Below are 15,871 nucleotides of genomic sequence, written 5' to 3' on the forward strand. Positions count from 1 at the left end.
CACCAAAGTCTTGCCTGGACGCTTCCGTCCGAAAGCCAGCTTTCTTCCGGCACCGCCGAAGCAAGACTTCTACTCAGAAACTGCTTTTCTTCCTTTGGCTCTTTTTCTGATCGTTGCCCGCCTTTAGGGGCCTTTGATGCCTTCCAGCCCTTAAAAAGCCTGAAAAGCGCACCACTTTAAAATCTGAAAATAAGCCCAATCACGGCCAACTATTGGATATATGACAATATACGCTTATCTGCACTATGTGCGTAATAGCTGAAGCCTATTCTAGCGCCATTTTGGTGGATTGATGAAGTATAAGTAGTAGCTGCGTGCAATGTAGTATATGTTTAAGCTAATATTAGGTCTGGTAAATAGAACATGTATAGCTCTTCATTTTGTAATGCCAATACTTGTGTAATTAGTGATATTTTTATTATATTCATTTCAGTATTCTTAATCCAAACTCAAATAGAGCTCACAATTTTCCTTGTTTAGACCAAGTTTCATCACACCCGACTAAAGTATAGTAAACAGTAGCATCTTATTACGCGATATACTTTCTGTATCAGTTACACGACGTTTTGTAAGCATCAACCTCTAGAATTTCATTCATACGAAACTATTATCTAGTCTGCTTTGGTGTAAAGAGCCTACTATGCGTCCATTAATAAAACAGAGAAGGCTAAGGCACTAAGCAATCTTAAATCTTTTAAAAAAAACCAACGTAAGCTCGGAATAATGATGAAATAGTTACAGAGAAATCAAGTCGCCTCTATAACTTTTTACAACTCATTTTATCTGATATAATATAATAATCGCACTTCTTATGCGGATCCGAGCAATTACATCCCGTCATATTCAACATATCAATGCTTACTCATTGATAACAGACGATTGCTCGCCTCCTTTGGACTTTGCAACTTGCTGGTAATCTCAGGTCCGCATCAGCACTGATATAACTTTTAATAGAAGCCACCCTTGTCTGAGGCACTATCCTCTACTATTCATTATGTGGCTCCGCTGAACCTGACAGTCTTTGCTTACTCCTTGCCTAAGGAGGTACATGCTTATTTCCCCCTAATAGCACCCTATCCAAAACTTCCGTTTCACTTTATCAGATACATCATGAAATCGAAAAGCACTCTATTGCTTCTTTTATTAGTAGTATCATGTGCAGCACCACAGCCGACTGTTCCGGTGGATATACTTACGAAGGAGATACCTAAAGTGCCCCTGCCGGATGCAGTAGCAGCGCAGGTGCCGCCAGGTTATAAAGCTGAAGTATTTATGCAGGTCCTGAACTGGCCTACCAGTGTGGATTTTGATACAGACGGGAACATATATGTAGCGGAAGCTGGCTATGTATATGGAGATCCATTTGCCCCAGCCCGCATTTTCCGTATCAATCCTGGGGGTGAAATTAACTTATTTGCTGATGGCTTCATTGGTCCTATTACCGATATACTCTGGCATCAGAATCTGCTATACGTGTCGCACCGCGGTAAGATATCAGCTGTAGGAGCAAATGGAGTCGTACAGGACCTGATAACGGGCTTGCCCAGTTATGGGGATCATTTCAATAATCAGATGACTGTAGGGCCAGATGGCAAAATCTATTTCGGGCAGGGTGTATCTACCAATTCAGGCGTAGTTGGTCTTGACAATGCTTATCCGTATATCTGGCTGCTGTTATGGCCAAACGAACACGACATACCGGCAAAAGATATAAAGCTCACCCGCGAAAGCTTCCTGACACCGCAACCAAATAATGTTATGGCCCGCCAGGGGAACCTGCTTAGCCTCGGAAGCAATGTATCTTATGCCGTTACCAGTATCTTCAACCGTAATAAAAACACTTCGCTGCTGGTGCGCACCCGCGGTTTTCAGCCTTTCGGAGAACATAAGCGCGCTATAAAAGGACAAACCAAAGCCAGCGGTACTATTCTGCGCATGAATGCAGACGGCTCGGAACTCGAAGTTTATGCCTGGGGGCTTCGCAATCCGTTTGGTGTTATGTGGGGGCCTGACAGACAATTGTATGTAACAGACAATGCCTACGATGAGCGCGGCAGCCGCCCGATCGCCAACGCAAAAGACAATATCTATCAGATCCGACAGGGCGGCTGGTACGGTTACCCGGACTTTTCCAGCGGTATCCCGGTGACAGATCCGCAATTCCGATCTGAGCGTGGACCTAAGCTCAAATTCCTGATGGCGGAGCACCCATCTGTGGAAAAACCCTGGCTCACCCGTCCCGAAAACGCTGCTTCCACCAAGTTTGATTTCAGCACCAGTGATGCTTTCGGTTTTAAAGGACATATGTTTCTGGCTGAGTTTGGTCCAGCCACACCCATCACCGGCGATCCGCACCCAAGCACAGGCTATGTTGTAGCACGCATAGACCCAGCAACTAAAGAAACACAGCCATTCCTTAGTAACAGCGCTCCTGGTCCTGAAGGCTTGGAAACGATAGTTACCGCTGGACCGCGGCACCCGGTGGAAGCCAGGTTCTCACCAGACGGACAGACGCTCTATGTGGTGGATATAGGGGTAATTATGGGCGATATAGCGGGTGCAGGACCATTTCCACTGCCAGTACCGGGCACAGGTGTTATCTGGCGCATTACCAAGGCTGGAGCTAAAACTGCCAGACCACCCGCTAACCTAACTCCGCTGCCTACCCGCCTGCACAGCCCTGCTCCAGGCAAATAATTCATTATGTAATGAAATACTTAATCATGAAAACATGGATCTGAAAATAAGCGGTCGGACAGCAGTAGTAACTGGTGCCGATTCCGGTATAGGACTAGCTACCGCCAAAATGCTGGCAGCCGAAGGTGTCAATATTATCCTGAGTGATAAGACATATGAAGAGTTAAAAAAAGCTGCGGAGGAGGTTCGCGCCCAAGCTAAAGAGGATACGAAAGTAATGCCCATTACAGCAAACCTGACAAGCTTTGATGAAGTAAAACAACTGGCAGCTCAAGCTAAAGATACATTTGGTGGTACGGACATCTTAGTGAATTGTGCCGGTATACGGGGCGCTGCCGGCGATTTCCTTTCGCTCAGTGACGAAGACTGGTATCATACCATCGATATTGATTTAATGGGGGCCGTCCGGGTATGCCGGGCTTTCATTTCTCAGATGCAAGCAAAAGGCTGGGGTCGAATTGTGCTGGTCGCTTCTGAAAATGCCCTGCAACCTTACGAGGAAGAAAGCCCCTACAATGCGTGCAAAGCCGGTATCATTAACCTGACCAAGTGTTTGTCTAAAGCATATTCTCCGAAAGGTATCCTGATCAACTGTGTGTCGCCGGCTTATGTGGCTACTCCTATGACTGATGCCATGATGGAGGAACTGGCAGAAAAAAGAAACACTTCTGTAGACGAAGCCATCACCTGGTTTTTGAAAAACGAGCGTGAGAACATTGTAGTTGACCGGCGGGGCAAAGCCAGTGAGGTAGCAGCTGTGATCGCGTTTTTGTGCTCAGAGCATGCCAGCTATATTACCGGTAGTAATTACCGGGTGGATGGTGGATCGGTAGCAACAGCTTTTGGTTAGAGCAAGCCCTTAATACTTTCACAAACTATAACTTATGGCAGGTAAAAATACAGTTCTGGAATGGGGAAGCAAGGGAAATGTGTTGGTGTTTCTTCACTATTTCGGTGGTTCGGCACAAAGCTGGCAGTGGGTGGCCCAAAGGCTCTCGGATGATTACCGTTGCATTGCTCTAAATCTACCGGGCTTCGGGAAAATACCTGCACTTGAAGCTCCATCCATTAAGGCCTTTGCAGATTTTGTTCGGGAGGAGCTGGAAAAGCTGGGAGTTAAAAGTTATATTTTGATCGGGCATTCGATGGGTTGTAAAATTGCCTTGCAGGTAGCGGCTGAAGATACCGCCGGTGCTGTGCAGCAGCTGATACTGGTTGCTCCGTCGCCGCCAACTATAGAACCAATGCCGCAGAAAGAAAAAGAACGCATGCTGCACCATCCCGACGCACATGAAGCCGAAACAAGTATTGCCAACGCCATAAAATGCCCCATCACGCAGCAACAACACGACCTGGCCATCCAAACGCAGCTGAGAACCGACCCTGCCACCTGGCGCTGGTGGCTACTGGAAGGGATGCAACATTCTATTGCAGAAAGAGTCAAGGGCCTGCAGATACCGATAGCGGTTTTGGCCTCCGTCGATGATCCGGTTATAACTGCTGATGTGATACAAGAGCAGGTAATGAAGGTACTGAAACAGGCAAAGTTGATCTCTACAAACGGAATTGGTCACCTGAGCCCGATGGAAGCGCCGGACTGGGTAGCCTCGCACATCAGGGAGTTGGTTTCTGCCCGCGGGCAACAACATACAGGTTCTTGACACGAATTAAACTATAGTTCGCAAACTCTAGACCAGTTCAAAAACATAAAAAACTATACGATATGCCGGATAATACAAAAGATCAACAGCATAAACCAAGCCTCTCCTACTGGCATGTTTGGACAGATGAGAACGGTATCAGCAGGCAAACGCAAGCTACGCTTACCAACTTTAAAAAGGAAAGTATAAGCGGTGGCGCAGCGCCACAGTGGAACGATCATTTATTCCGTTCTGATGCGCAGGTGCTGTTCACGGAGTTGCCTGTCGGGTGGGTGGGCGATTGGCATGAGAATCCGGAACCGCAATGGATCGTGCCTTTATCCGGTAAATGGTTTGTGGAAACGATGGATGGAGAGCGCGTGGAAATGGGACCTGGAGACGTTTCTTTCGGTGGAGACCAGGATACTAAACCCGATGACAAAGGGCATAAAGGACATCTGTCCGGAACGATCGGGCTGCAACCTGCCGTGCTCATGATCGTGCAGCTGACTGATGCAAAATGGAAAAGTGCAAAACCCGGCGACTTTCGATAATATGCCAAGACAGAAGAAGAACGGCAACTATAGATGGGAAGATCCGGAATCGCTTTTGGTATATGTAGGGACTTACGCGCCAGCACACCGGAACAGTATTTTCCTGTACAGGTTAAATCAACAGACTGGGCAGCTAACTCGCATAAAAGGATTTAAGGGCGGAGAGAAACCATCTTACATGGTATTTGATGCGCAGCACCGGTATATGTATGCTGTAAACGAGCAGGAAAATTACCGAGGCAAAAGCAGCGGAGCTGTGTGCGCTTTTGCTGTGAACCGGGAAACGGGGAATCTTACTTTTCTTAACCGCACGCCCAGCCTGGGCAGCCTGCCGGTTTACATTACCCTGAGCAGGACCGGTAAAAGTGCTTTGGTCGCCAACTATAAGAGCGGCACGATCTCCGTTCTTCCAGTTCAGGAAAACGGAAAGCTGGCAAAAGCATCAGAACAGATCCGGCACCACGGAGCAGGCCCCGACCCCAACCGGCAGGAGTCGGCGCACGTACACTGTATTACCTGTAGCCCCGATGGTCGTTTTGTTTTTGTAGTGGATCTGGGGAACGACAGCATTATGCAATACAAGTTGCATGCGGATGAACAACATTTACTACCTGGCAAATTAGTTGCAACCTTTAAAACAGAACCCGGGTCTGGTCCGAGGCAGTTGCGGTTTCATCCCGGCGGACGCTTTGCCTACCTTATCCACGAGCTCAGCTCCGTTATTTCAGCGCTCACCTACAACCCGGAAGCCGGCACATTCACCGAAATACAAACTATAGCTACTATCACTGCAGAATATCACCAGGAAAATAAATGTGGCGGTATACGGATAACTTCCGATGGCAGATTTTTATATGGATCGAACCGCGGGCATAACAGCCTGGCAGTGTTTGCTATTGATGAGACTTCCGGAAAATTAACACACCTGGAAAACACTCCCTCAGGGGGTGCGTGGCCCCGCGAATTTACCATCGCCGGAAATGGAAATTTTTTACTGGCAGCAAACCAGCATTCAGGCACTATAGTCTCATTCCGTATTGACCGTCATACAGGCAAATTAACGCATTCGGGATACCAGGCTGAGCTGGAAAAACCTGTTTTTATAGGAACTATTGAATATATGAATTAGTAAACCCATACAAAGAAGTAAAAATAGCTTTCTTTATATGGGTTTACGGGCTGGCTAACAAATGACAAAAGCGATACTTTATTTTACTTGTTTTTCATTCAAAACTAGTTTCAAGACTTTACCTGTAGTTCCGCTTGGTCCCAGAATTGAGGATGCCGTTACAAATACCTCCCCTTCCAGATCTATCCCAAAACCCCGTAAGTAATAGCCAATATCTTCCTGATTCCCATTCAGGTGTATCTCCTGAAACGACCAAAGATGAAGACCTGCAGGCTGTGCTATAAACAGCTCTCCATCTGCTGATGTAGGTGTTTGAGAGAATGTACCAAAAATGTACCTGCCCTGGAAACCAGGTATAGAATTTCCACGGTAGACTTCCCCTCCTATAACTGTTGTGGCTCTGCCACCAGTCGGGTTCATCCAGTTTTTCAACTCTATCACAGGATCTATAAGCTCATTACCTAACGCATCCACCTGCGGACAAGATGGTAAAACTTGTAAAGGATTCGCAGCATCAAAGCAATGTGTGCCTTCTTTTACATTCCAGCCATAGTTACCTCCCTTTTCAACCACACTGATTTCTTCCCATAGGTTCTGCCCCGCATCTCCAACAAGCAGCTTACGAGAGCCTCCCTGGTCGAATGAGAATCGGAAGGGGTTTCGGAAGCCGTAAGCGTATATCTCATCTAATCCCGCTTTTCCTACAAAGGGATTGTCTGAAGGGATGCCATAAGGGAACCCGCTATCAATGTCGATTCGCAGAATATTCCCCAACAGATTTGCTTCTACATCTTGTCCGTTTCCACCTGCATTCACCGGGTACCAATCCTCCACATGGCCGGGTCCGACATCATTAGCGCCTCCACCATCTCCTACCGATATGTATAAATACCCATCCGGACCAAAAGCAACGGTACCTCCCTCATGATTAAACTGTGGCTGATCGATTTCCAAAATAACCCGCTCAGATGCTGCATCTACCCTATCGGGGTCTGAAGAATAAACGTTAAATTCTGCTATCCTGCTGAGGTTATCCCAGGAAACAGCAGGCGCAGGGCCGCCTGGTCTGGGTGGAGCAGTATAATACACAAATAAGCGCCCGTTTATGGCATAATCAGGGTGGAATGCCAGCCCTAAAAGACCACGCTCATCATAGAAGGGATTCAAGGGAACAATCTTACTACTCAGATCCAGAAAAGGGGTTGGCATGGTAACTCCCTTCCCATCTATCATCCATATTTTACCAACCTGATCTATGACAGCTAAACGTCCGCTCTCATCCGGAACAGCTACTACTCCTATTGGAGAAACGAACCCATCTGCTATTACCTGTAGCCCTACTGATGGTACGTTAAATTTAGCGGTATTTGAACCATCTTCAGTTGTAAGCGTCTCCATTTCATCCAGGTCTTTAGAGCAACCTTGCCAAAGCAAACTAACTAAGACTATAAGTACTGTGAGATGAAACCTGGCAAGCTGACTTAATTTTCTTTTAAAGAACTGTTTGTCAAGATAAAATACTCGTGAAGAGCAAGGAGGAATGTCTGGACCGGTATCCAGTTGAGTGTTTTTTTCTGTTTTCATAGTTATATAAATTAAAATTACTTAAAAGTGCTACCCAAGTTCCTTCATTAAGCTACATCCAGATTCATCCCCAAAAAAGCGCTATGATGCTACGCTACATCATCCTACACTACTAACCCGGTAATTCTGACTCGACTAAACGTTAGAGGGACGAATCAGTAAAGGGTTACACAAAATTTAAATTTATAATTATACAATGTAAAATATTTTAGCATGTGAAAAGCAACCATTCAATACTCTAATTGGCTGGTAATAAACACAGTTACCAGGTTATCGAATTACTTGAGGGAAGTAGAAGGAATGACTCAGGAAGAAGTCATGAAATGTTTAGAAATATCCGAAAGTAATGTAAAAACCAGGTTATTCAGGGCCAAACACCTACTTAAAGCAAGACTTGTAGGATGACTTTTATTTAGAAATTTCTCAGCTTAGAATAAATTAGTCTTTAGCTTTTGGTAGCTACTTTTATTAGAATAAAGCCTCACTTATATTGCTTTCTGATAACAGTTATTAAGTTAGTTAATATCCACCATATGTAACTAACCAAAAGGCTTTACCGACTCTCTCCCCCTCCAGATATACACAGCTGCTAAATCCCTGTAAAATAGTTCGATCTACTATAATCAAAAGCCGCTTCATTTAAAGTGAAGCGGCTTTTGATTAGACAAACTTTCTTTTAAGTTGGACCATCCTTTAAACCATTCTAAAAGTCTAATGACTATATAACTTTCCCTTACGAAACGCTCACTGACCTAGGGCTGGATTTAGTTTTAGGTAATCTTGTTTGCTTTGTTTTATGCTTTTTATTCCACCATACGAGAAAACCAGTAATAGGTAAACTGGCACAAATCAAGCTTATAAAGAAAGCCAGAATCTTACCCGGCAAACCCCAAACAGCTCCAACATGGATGTCATAGTTTAGCATCACTAACTGGTCAGCGAGGCTGGCTTCGGAATACTTGTCTCCTTTCACACGGTAATGCTCTAGGGTGTATTGATCGTAGTAATATTCGTTCCGGTTATACCAGGAACCATGATCCTGATATGCGATGACCTCTATAGCATCTTCTTTGTCGTGCAGTTCAGGAGTCATGTAAAAGCCCTGTGCATTCGGCTCTTGTGCTAGTGTTTTGTACCAAGCTTTGTCTAATACCGGAATAGTGTCGTTAGCAAGCAAATTAGCTTTTGACAGGTCAGAGTGCGGGTGATGATGTTCCGGCATCTCTTCTCCACCGGATGTTACATAGTATAAACCGTCTTCAAACCACTTAAAGCTCCACACCAGACCCGTAACGGCAAGTACGAAGGCTAAAACTAAACTATAAAAGCCCACTACATTATGCAGGTCATAGTTTACTCGTTTAAAGCTGCCTTTCCATTTAATTTTGAAGCTCTTGTTAACGTTAGACTTGTTCCATTTTCTAGGCCACCACATGATGAGGCCAGTCGCCAATAATAACAGGAAAATGAGCGTCGCAACCCCAACTATAGGCCGGCCTATAGTATAAGGCAGCCAAAGTGCCCGGTGGCCATCAATAACAAACCTGAAAAAGTCGTATTCACCGTCTCCCCTAGTATGCTGCTTCTTCAAAAACTCGCCGGTGTAAGGGTTCATGAAAACAGCTGTAAAAGTACGTTTGCCATTTTCTTCACCCCCAAAGCCTACAGCTGCGGCACCTTCCTTATTGCTATAAGTTAAACCTGTTGGTTCAGCGCCAGGCATGTATACGCTAGCAGTATCCAGTAACTGGCTAGGTGGTACGAAAGCCTTGTTTCGAACTTCTACAAAACGCCAGGGCTCTAAAGCATTTTTAATCTCCTGCTGAAAAGCGTAAAGGCATCCTGTAATGCTAACTATAAACACTACTATACCTGATGTAAGTCCGAGCCAGAGGTGTAGCCAGTCGTTTACTTTCCTGAAAACACTTCTGCTGCTGTTCTTTTTGCCTTTCATGTTTAATTAATGGGTAATGATAAAAATATTCTACCAGCTCTGCTTATACTATAGCAGAGCTGGTAGGTATAGTTTGTAAACTATATTTTAGAGACTCCTGCTACAAAGTTAGCTTGTATTTCAGCACCTTTTGTAGCCGTGTTGTTTTCCAGGTTAATTCTGTACATGTATATTTTATTACCTTCCGGAATAGCTATGTACAGGTTGTTGCCATCGTGTAGGGCGCTCAGTCTGCGACCAAGACCTGAATGTTCCGGCAGACCCTGAATGTAAGTGATGGCTTTCGTGTTCAGATCAATAATAGCTGATTTAAGCGGACTGTCCATCCATCTCTGCTGCTGTGCACGGTCTGCGGTGTTCACTTCAACAAACACTTTGTTGTTGCCCAGGTATAGCATATGCGAAATTGTTTTGCCACCCGTTACAGCTGCCACATCAAAGAAATAATTTTGATCAATGGTGGTCTGGCCACTGTTAATACGCAGAATACCGGCTGGCTTGGTGGATTGGCTGTAGCCGTTTGCTGGATTAGAGTGAGAGACAGCGTAGATATTACCCTGTTCGTCTTTAATCAGGCCTGTTTTTGTATTAAAGCCACCTATCGGACCAACTCTTGTATCTTCCATTACTTTCACAAAATCCAGTGCCGGATACGTGAAAACAGCAATCTCAGCTTTCTCAGTGGATGCTGTGTTGAATGTGCTTGGGTCGCTAATATAATACGCCAGGTATAGATAGCCATTACTGATGCGCATGCCGGCGTAAGATGGCGCCACCTGGTTTGTTATAGCTGAAACCTGGTGCGTTTTGGTACCTTTTACTGTCAGGGAATTGGTATTGAACGTATGGAATTTGATCACATCAGAATTTCCATCCATCTCTACACCAACCAGTGTGCTGGCATCGGCCTTCACAATATCCTTCAGGCTGCTGGCAAAGGACACATTTCCAATCTGCTTCAGTTCGCCGTTGGCATCTCTGGTTATACCTACCACGTTCACATCATCCAGTCCGCCGATGCTGTAAATGGTATTATCTATCTGTGTGAAGTCGTAATAGCCCGGCTGCTCAATACCCTGCCCTACTGCTGAAAGCGTTCCGCTCATTACATCCTCAAAAGGTACTGTATAGTAGGTAAAGGTATTATCATTACCCTGCAAAGCCAGTGATACGACAAACTCACCAGCAGATGGAGTAGGTGTATTATCGTCGTCGCTGCAGGCTGCCAACATTGTGGTTGCGCAAAGGCCCAATAGCGGTAAAGCAAGGCGTTTTCTAAATTTAATAAGGTTCATGTGTTTATTATTATAAATGGACTATAGTTTAAAGGACGTAGCGTAGCTTCAGGTAAAAAGCACGTCCGGGTTTTTGCAGGTAAAACTTATCATAAAGCCGGGCGTCAGTCAGATTGCGGCATTCAGCAGAGATGTTATACTTTCCGTTGGCCAGATTCAGGAATACTTCTACGTTTTGCGAAGTTTGCCTTGGGATGTCAAATTTCCGTTTTATATCACCAAACCTTTTCCAAGTCAAATAGTAATTTTCTACAAAATTGAAGTAATAATTAAATCCGACTACTGACTTTTCTGCTACCAGATCTTTAAATGTTAGACCTGCATTAGCATTAGCAAACAGGTAAGGTTTGTTTGGCTGACGTGATCCCTTGTATAAGTTCGGGCTCCAGCCGTTATAGTCATTGTAAAGCGAATCAGCTTGATCTGTAATATCCTGGAAAGTAACACTACCGCCCATATGCAGCACATCGCGCCACTGGTACTTCATGCTTCCTTCTACGCCCACAGTGCGTACATCACTTAAATTTCCGTAAGTGGTTTCAGCGCTTACAACATTTACACTCTGGTGAATCAGGTCTGTTGATTCGCGGTAAATAAAGCTGCTTTCCAGATTAAACTGGTGATCTGGGGCAAGTTTAAAACTATAAGCAGCACCCAGGTTATAGTTGTCGCTCTGTTCAGGTCCCAGGTCCGGGTTAGGGTTGATGAACTGCCCATCACCGAAAATTTCGTCAGGCTCTGGCAGGCGGTACGTATGTTCATAAGATGCTTTTAGTTGCAGCGTAGGCAGTAAAAAGTAGGAGCTTGCCACGCCATAACCGAAATCTTCATTGTTAACTTGGTAGGTACCAATACGGCGGTTATCAGTTCCAAAACCAAATTCTTTGTCAGTCTCTGCTTGTAGCAGATACATTTTACCAAACAACGTTGTAGACCATTTTTCAGATAGGTCTAATTTATAGGCTAGCCCCAGAATATGCTTGTTTAATGCTTTTGGGTATTTGTTCTGTATTTTATCAGGGTCTTCGCTATCAAAAGCTTTGCGTCTAAAGTATGAAACTGCGTAGTTAAACGCCAGCGAATGCTGTGAGTTAATAGTATAACCTGCATTTAACTGGCTGTTAAAGTCGGTATCATCAAACGTTGTAAAAGTCCGCAGTCGCTCGCCATCTGTAGAACCATCTTCAAATCTCTCCCCAGCCCAGTTAAACCTGACGCCGCTCAGCGTATCAATACTTTCGCTTTTTGTATAGTTAAAGGCTGTGTTCAGACTTACGTTCAGGCCCTCAGTAAATAAGTTATCTTTGCTATACTTTAAAGTTGGTACCACTGACTGGCTGTTTCGTAGGATGCCTCCATACACTTTCCCCATAGTTGCCCCTGTCTGCACCTGCTTGTCGTTACCCGATGCAATCAGGCCAAATAACAAGTTATCGGCATATTTTCGACCTGTCCAGCCGGTCTCCAGCATCAGGGTAGCAGAGCGGTAGCGGTCATGGAAACGTTCTACTTCGGACGTTTCTTTTACATTACCATTTTTGTCCGTGATATCTGCCCATACTTTATAGTTATTGTCGGAGTAGTTATAGTTGCCGCTACCCCTGAAAGTAAAGCCGTTGGCTGGGTTTGTATAAGCTCCATTAAGTGACAAGCGGTGTGTATTAAATGAGCCTACAGAATAAGATGCATCCAGGTAATTATCTTTTTTGTTGGTAATGATGTTTACAGCACCACCTAGTGCATCTGTACCAAGCCATACCGGCACTACGCCTTTGTACACTTCTATCCTTTCGATGGTATTAACCGGTATATCGCTCAAGCTTAGTGAAGAAGAGAAATTATCCATCGGCAGGCCATTGAGAAAAAACTTAACCTGATCGCCTGAAAAGCCATTTAAACTAAAGCTAGCGTTAGAACCTAATCCACCTTCTTCCAGCACCCTTACCCCGGATACTCGGTTTAGTACTTCTTTTGCATCAGAGGTGCTGTTTTGCAGTTCCTTGGTAGAGATGGCTGTAACAGAATAAGCTTGTTCGTTTACTTGGGTAGTAGCGGATTTTCCAATAACCTCCACGCCTTCAATATCAAAGGATTTGTCCTGAAGTGTGAAATTGATAGTTAGATTTTGGGACTCTTTTAACTGTATATTTTTTTCCTGTGATTCAAATCCTATCATGCTAACTACTAATGTATAGTTGCCAGGTGTGATCTCAAGTAAGTTAAATTGGCCTTTTTCATCTGTAGTAGTTCCAACCTTAGCTTCTTTAATCACCACGGTTACGCCTGCTAATGCGTCGGCTGATGAAGCTATTATTTTTCCAGAAATACTAGCTTTACCTATACTTTGACTTAAAGCAGTATTACTTAAGCAAAGTATTGCTAGAAAAATGAAGAACGCCGTGACAGATCTACTATACAATTGCATAGCTTATTCTTATTTAGAATAGTTTTAAACTGATACAAATGTAGAATGAAAAATGAAGGAGACAAAATTATTTAGAATAAATCTAAATAGATGAGAGTTTAAATAGCAAATTCTGAACAAATTGCAAACCAGAAATTAAGTTTTGCCAATCATATTGACACACTCTTTAAGTGTAATTTATCTTTTGAAGCCGCCAAATCGCCGTGGAAATGGTTAGGTAATTCAATCCTCCGGCCTACAAGTTTTCATACTATAATTCTGCAAATATATAAAAATCAAGTATTTGCGAGATTGTTTCATTTATAACCTAACTGGATCTTTAGGCTTCTACAGATAAAAAGGAGTGTAATTCGGTGCGCCTTTTTAAGTTACTTTCTCAATTCACCGAATCTGGCTTACCTTATGGATACACAAGATGTACAGGTACTGTACATCTTGATTTCAGCTGGCTGCAAGGCTAACTTCATTAACCAATAAAGCCACATGAGCCATGTGAAAGCGTGTCCGTATTATCTTTGACTTCAATAAGCCCAGAGACTACACCACAGGCCCCGTTCCCATCTATCTCCTAATTACTTTTGCAGGAAAGGAGCAGAGCTCTCTACTGCCAGGGATTGTGATCCCCTAACTTGGAACTCATCTGCCCGTAGAGCCATAGGCACGAGAGAAGCGGCATTCTCCCTGATCGCTTATCTCGATACACTTCAACAGAAAGTGAATGGAGCCCATCGCCGGCTAGTCGAACAAGGAAAAGCAGCCACTGCCAACCAGGTAAAGGCTGCCTACCTTGGTAAACAGGAAAAACATGCACATTTGTAGAATTACTTAAGAAGCACAACCAGCGCTGAAAGCCTTACTGGACTCTGGATACCCACTGCCACCCTCAAAGGGTCCAAAGCTGAACTGATTCAATGGATCAGCGAAACAAAGGACATTGATATAAGCGAAAGAAGCCTGGATTACGACCTTTACCAGATGCGTAACTGCTCTCAGTTGAATTACAATGCCCCCATCGCGTATTTGAAAAAAGAGAATGGCTACTACTACACTGATCCGAATTACTCTATAGGCAACTTTCCATTGAACGAATTGGAACTGCAAGCTCTAGCTACAGCCGTTGATACGTTGAGCCAGTACAAGCATATAGCCGTCTTCAATGAATTTGCCTCAACCGTCGACAAGGTGATCAACCTTGTGCAACAAATCAGCTTCGAAAGACCGGCAAAAGGGCTGAAGTTTATTGATTTTGAAAGGGCTCCTTATTCCAAGGGCAAAGAGTACCTTGATCCACTGATAGCTGCAACCAGGAACAAGTCACCTATTCTACTCTCTTACTTAAAGTTTGATGATACGCTTCCCAAGGAAAGAACTCTAAGCCCTTACCTGCTCAAAGAATATCGTAACAGATGGTATCTGGTCGGCCTGCAGCACGAGACCAACAATATTCGAAAGTTTGCCCTGGACCGAATCCACAGTCTTCGCCCCGCTGAAGGAGAAGAGTTCATCCATTCCGAAGGATTTGAACCGGAGCTGTATTTCAAGAACACCATTGGAATCTCACTGGAAGATGGCAAGGTGGAAAATATCGTCTTATCCTTTACTCCTCATGACGGACATTATGTAAAGACCCAGCATCTGCATCATTCACAGGAGACTCTAATTGATGACGACCAAGAACTAAGAATCAAGTTAAGAGTTGTTATCAATTACGAGCTAATTGCAACAATCTTAAGCTTTGGAAAAAATGTTAAGGTCTTAGAGCCGGAAGCATTGAGACAGGAGATACTAAACACATATGAAGAGTGTCGTGTGATTTATCAATCTTAATATGTAGAAAGATGGGGCCTTACGGGCCTAAACAAATTATTGAGAAGCTATTTATCTTAGTGAAAGATACTAGATGAGTTTTGAAAGCTTCAGCCACTTTGCCCTTCCAATTCCTGCAGAATGAATAAAAAGAAGGGCTACAGGAGCCCTTCATCTGCCAGTGAATAATAACTTTCGCTGGTGAGGATGATGTGATCCAGCACGGCGATGTCAAGCACTTCCCCTGCTTGCTTCATCTTTTTAGTGAGCTGCAGGTCTGCCGCGCTGGGTTTGGTATTACCCGATGGATGGTTGTGACACAGAATGATAGCTGAAGCACAGGCTTTCAGAGCAGCTACAAAGACCAGCTTGGGATCTGCCACGGTGCCTGCCACCCCTCCGGTGGAGAGTTCGTAGATGCCCAGCACCCGGTTGGCCCTGTTTAACAACAGCACCTTGAACTGCTCGACAAACTCCAGTTTGCCTGTGTCCCAGGTTCCTTTCAGAATCCGGTAGCTGTCAGCAGAGCTGGTGACCTGTGGCCTGTCGGATGGCTTTACCTTAGAGCGGTAAGTTAGCTTTACTTCGGCAACTCTGCTAAGTGATGCTGCTTTTACTGGTGCTGGTTTTTTAGCTTTCTTTTCCATAATCGTTGTTTTTAGTGAAAGGAATTGATTATGGTGCCCCACCTGCCTTGGGGCTGGACTAAGGGCAAGACCGTATGTTTGAATTCCCGGGTGTTTACAGTGGCCTGGGAGAACAGCGCGTTCCTGTAAAAGGGTATAAA

The 15,871-nt window shown here is 44.4% G+C and carries 13 protein-coding genes; 8 read left to right on the top strand and 5 right to left on the bottom strand.

Annotated features, from left to right (window positions below; all coding sequences use genetic code 11):
* From H7F15_RS19375 to H7F15_RS19200, 6 genes are all read left to right on the top strand, one after another.
* Positions 1-180 (top strand): hypothetical protein (locus tag H7F15_RS19375; protein WP_221627134.1); only part of this gene is annotated, 180 nt, incomplete at its 5' end.
* A gap of 930 nt (positions 181-1,110) precedes the next feature.
* A complete protein-coding gene (locus tag H7F15_RS19180) occupies positions 1,111-2,697 on the top strand; it encodes a sorbosone dehydrogenase family protein (RefSeq protein WP_185198622.1) in 1,587 nt (528 codons plus the stop codon).
* A gap of 34 nt (positions 2,698-2,731) precedes the next feature.
* On the top strand, positions 2,732-3,547 hold the full coding sequence (locus H7F15_RS19185) for an SDR family NAD(P)-dependent oxidoreductase (RefSeq protein WP_185198623.1): 816 nt from the start codon (positions 2,732-2,734) through the stop codon (positions 3,545-3,547).
* A 34-nt stretch (positions 3,548-3,581) separates the two neighbouring features.
* Positions 3,582-4,358 carry an alpha/beta fold hydrolase gene (locus H7F15_RS19190; protein ID WP_185198624.1) on the top strand — a complete coding sequence of 259 codons (777 nt, stop codon included), beginning with the start codon at positions 3,582-3,584 and terminating at the stop codon, positions 4,356-4,358.
* A 62-nt stretch (positions 4,359-4,420) separates the two neighbouring features.
* Positions 4,421-4,891 (top strand): cupin domain-containing protein, encoded by a 471-nt coding sequence (locus tag H7F15_RS19195; RefSeq protein WP_185198625.1) that lies wholly within the window; start codon positions 4,421-4,423, stop codon positions 4,889-4,891.
* Position 4,892: 1 nt separating this feature from the next.
* The gene (locus H7F15_RS19200; RefSeq protein WP_185198626.1) at positions 4,893-6,020 is read left to right on the top strand and encodes a lactonase family protein; all 1,128 of its coding nucleotides are present in this window, start codon (positions 4,893-4,895) and stop codon (positions 6,018-6,020) included.
* 78 nt (positions 6,021-6,098) lie between these two features.
* On the opposite strand, the gene H7F15_RS19205 is transcribed toward H7F15_RS19200, so the two are convergent.
* Positions 6,099-7,604 (bottom strand): sorbosone dehydrogenase family protein, encoded by a 1,506-nt coding sequence (locus tag H7F15_RS19205; RefSeq protein ID WP_221627135.1) that lies wholly within the window; start codon positions 7,602-7,604, stop codon positions 6,099-6,101.
* A 282-nt stretch (positions 7,605-7,886) separates the two neighbouring features.
* Between H7F15_RS19205 and H7F15_RS19700 the strand changes: the two genes are divergently transcribed.
* Entirely contained in the window at positions 7,887-8,009 is a 123-nt protein-coding gene (locus H7F15_RS19700; protein WP_221627136.1) for a sigma factor-like helix-turn-helix DNA-binding protein, read from the top strand.
* Between the two features lie 328 nt (positions 8,010-8,337).
* Here the strand turns inward: H7F15_RS19700 and H7F15_RS19215 are convergent, their stop codons facing one another.
* From H7F15_RS19215 to H7F15_RS19225, 3 genes are all read right to left on the bottom strand, one after another.
* Positions 8,338-9,558, bottom strand: a complete 1,221-nt coding sequence (locus H7F15_RS19215) for a PepSY domain-containing protein (RefSeq protein WP_185198627.1) — start codon at positions 9,556-9,558, stop codon at positions 8,338-8,340.
* 80 nt (positions 9,559-9,638) lie between these two features.
* Positions 9,639-10,853, bottom strand: coding sequence for a DUF4374 domain-containing protein (locus H7F15_RS19220; protein ID WP_185198628.1), 1,215 nt, complete (start codon positions 10,851-10,853; stop codon positions 9,639-9,641).
* Positions 10,854-10,881: 28 nt separating this feature from the next.
* The gene (locus tag H7F15_RS19225) at positions 10,882-13,278 is read right to left on the bottom strand and encodes a TonB-dependent receptor (RefSeq protein ID WP_185198629.1); all 2,397 of its coding nucleotides are present in this window, start codon (positions 13,276-13,278) and stop codon (positions 10,882-10,884) included.
* 975 nt (positions 13,279-14,253) lie between these two features.
* Here H7F15_RS19225 and H7F15_RS19230 point away from each other — a divergent pair.
* Positions 14,254-15,105, top strand: a complete 852-nt coding sequence (locus H7F15_RS19230; protein WP_185198630.1) for a YafY family protein — start codon at positions 14,254-14,256, stop codon at positions 15,103-15,105.
* A 137-nt stretch (positions 15,106-15,242) separates the two neighbouring features.
* Here H7F15_RS19230 and H7F15_RS19235 read toward each other — a convergent pair whose 3' ends face one another.
* A complete protein-coding gene (locus tag H7F15_RS19235) occupies positions 15,243-15,731 on the bottom strand; it encodes a RadC family protein (RefSeq protein ID WP_185198631.1) in 489 nt (162 codons plus the stop codon).
* Positions 15,732-15,871 lie beyond the last annotated feature (140 nt).

This window comes from Pontibacter sp. Tf4 (genome assembly GCF_014212495.1).
Classification (GTDB): Bacteria; Bacteroidota; Bacteroidia; order Cytophagales; family Hymenobacteraceae; genus Pontibacter.

Bases quoted from the DNA above. Each gene is read 5' to 3' on its own strand.
- H7F15_RS19205 (WP_221627135.1), bottom strand. From the start codon at position 7,604: ATGAAAACAGAAAAAAACACTCAACTGGATACCGGTCCAGACATTCCT.
- H7F15_RS19225 (WP_185198629.1), bottom strand. From the start codon at position 13,278: ATGCAATTGTATAGTAGATCTGTCACGGCGTTCTTCATTTTTCTAGCA.
- H7F15_RS19185 (WP_185198623.1), top strand. From the start codon at position 2,732: ATGGATCTGAAAATAAGCGGTCGGACAGCAGTAGTAACTGGTGCCGAT.
- H7F15_RS19230 (WP_185198630.1), top strand. From the start codon at position 14,254: ATGCGTAACTGCTCTCAGTTGAATTACAATGCCCCCATCGCGTATTTG.
- H7F15_RS19190 (WP_185198624.1), top strand. From the start codon at position 3,582: ATGGCAGGTAAAAATACAGTTCTGGAATGGGGAAGCAAGGGAAATGTG.
- H7F15_RS19235 (WP_185198631.1), bottom strand. From the start codon at position 15,731: ATGGAAAAGAAAGCTAAAAAACCAGCACCAGTAAAAGCAGCATCACTT.
- H7F15_RS19215 (WP_185198627.1), bottom strand. From the start codon at position 9,558: ATGAAAGGCAAAAAGAACAGCAGCAGAAGTGTTTTCAGGAAAGTAAAC.
- H7F15_RS19200 (WP_185198626.1), top strand. From the start codon at position 4,893: ATGCCAAGACAGAAGAAGAACGGCAACTATAGATGGGAAGATCCGGAA.
- H7F15_RS19180 (WP_185198622.1), top strand. From the start codon at position 1,111: ATGAAATCGAAAAGCACTCTATTGCTTCTTTTATTAGTAGTATCATGT.
- H7F15_RS19195 (WP_185198625.1), top strand. From the start codon at position 4,421: ATGCCGGATAATACAAAAGATCAACAGCATAAACCAAGCCTCTCCTAC.
- H7F15_RS19220 (WP_185198628.1), bottom strand. From the start codon at position 10,853: ATGAACCTTATTAAATTTAGAAAACGCCTTGCTTTACCGCTATTGGGC.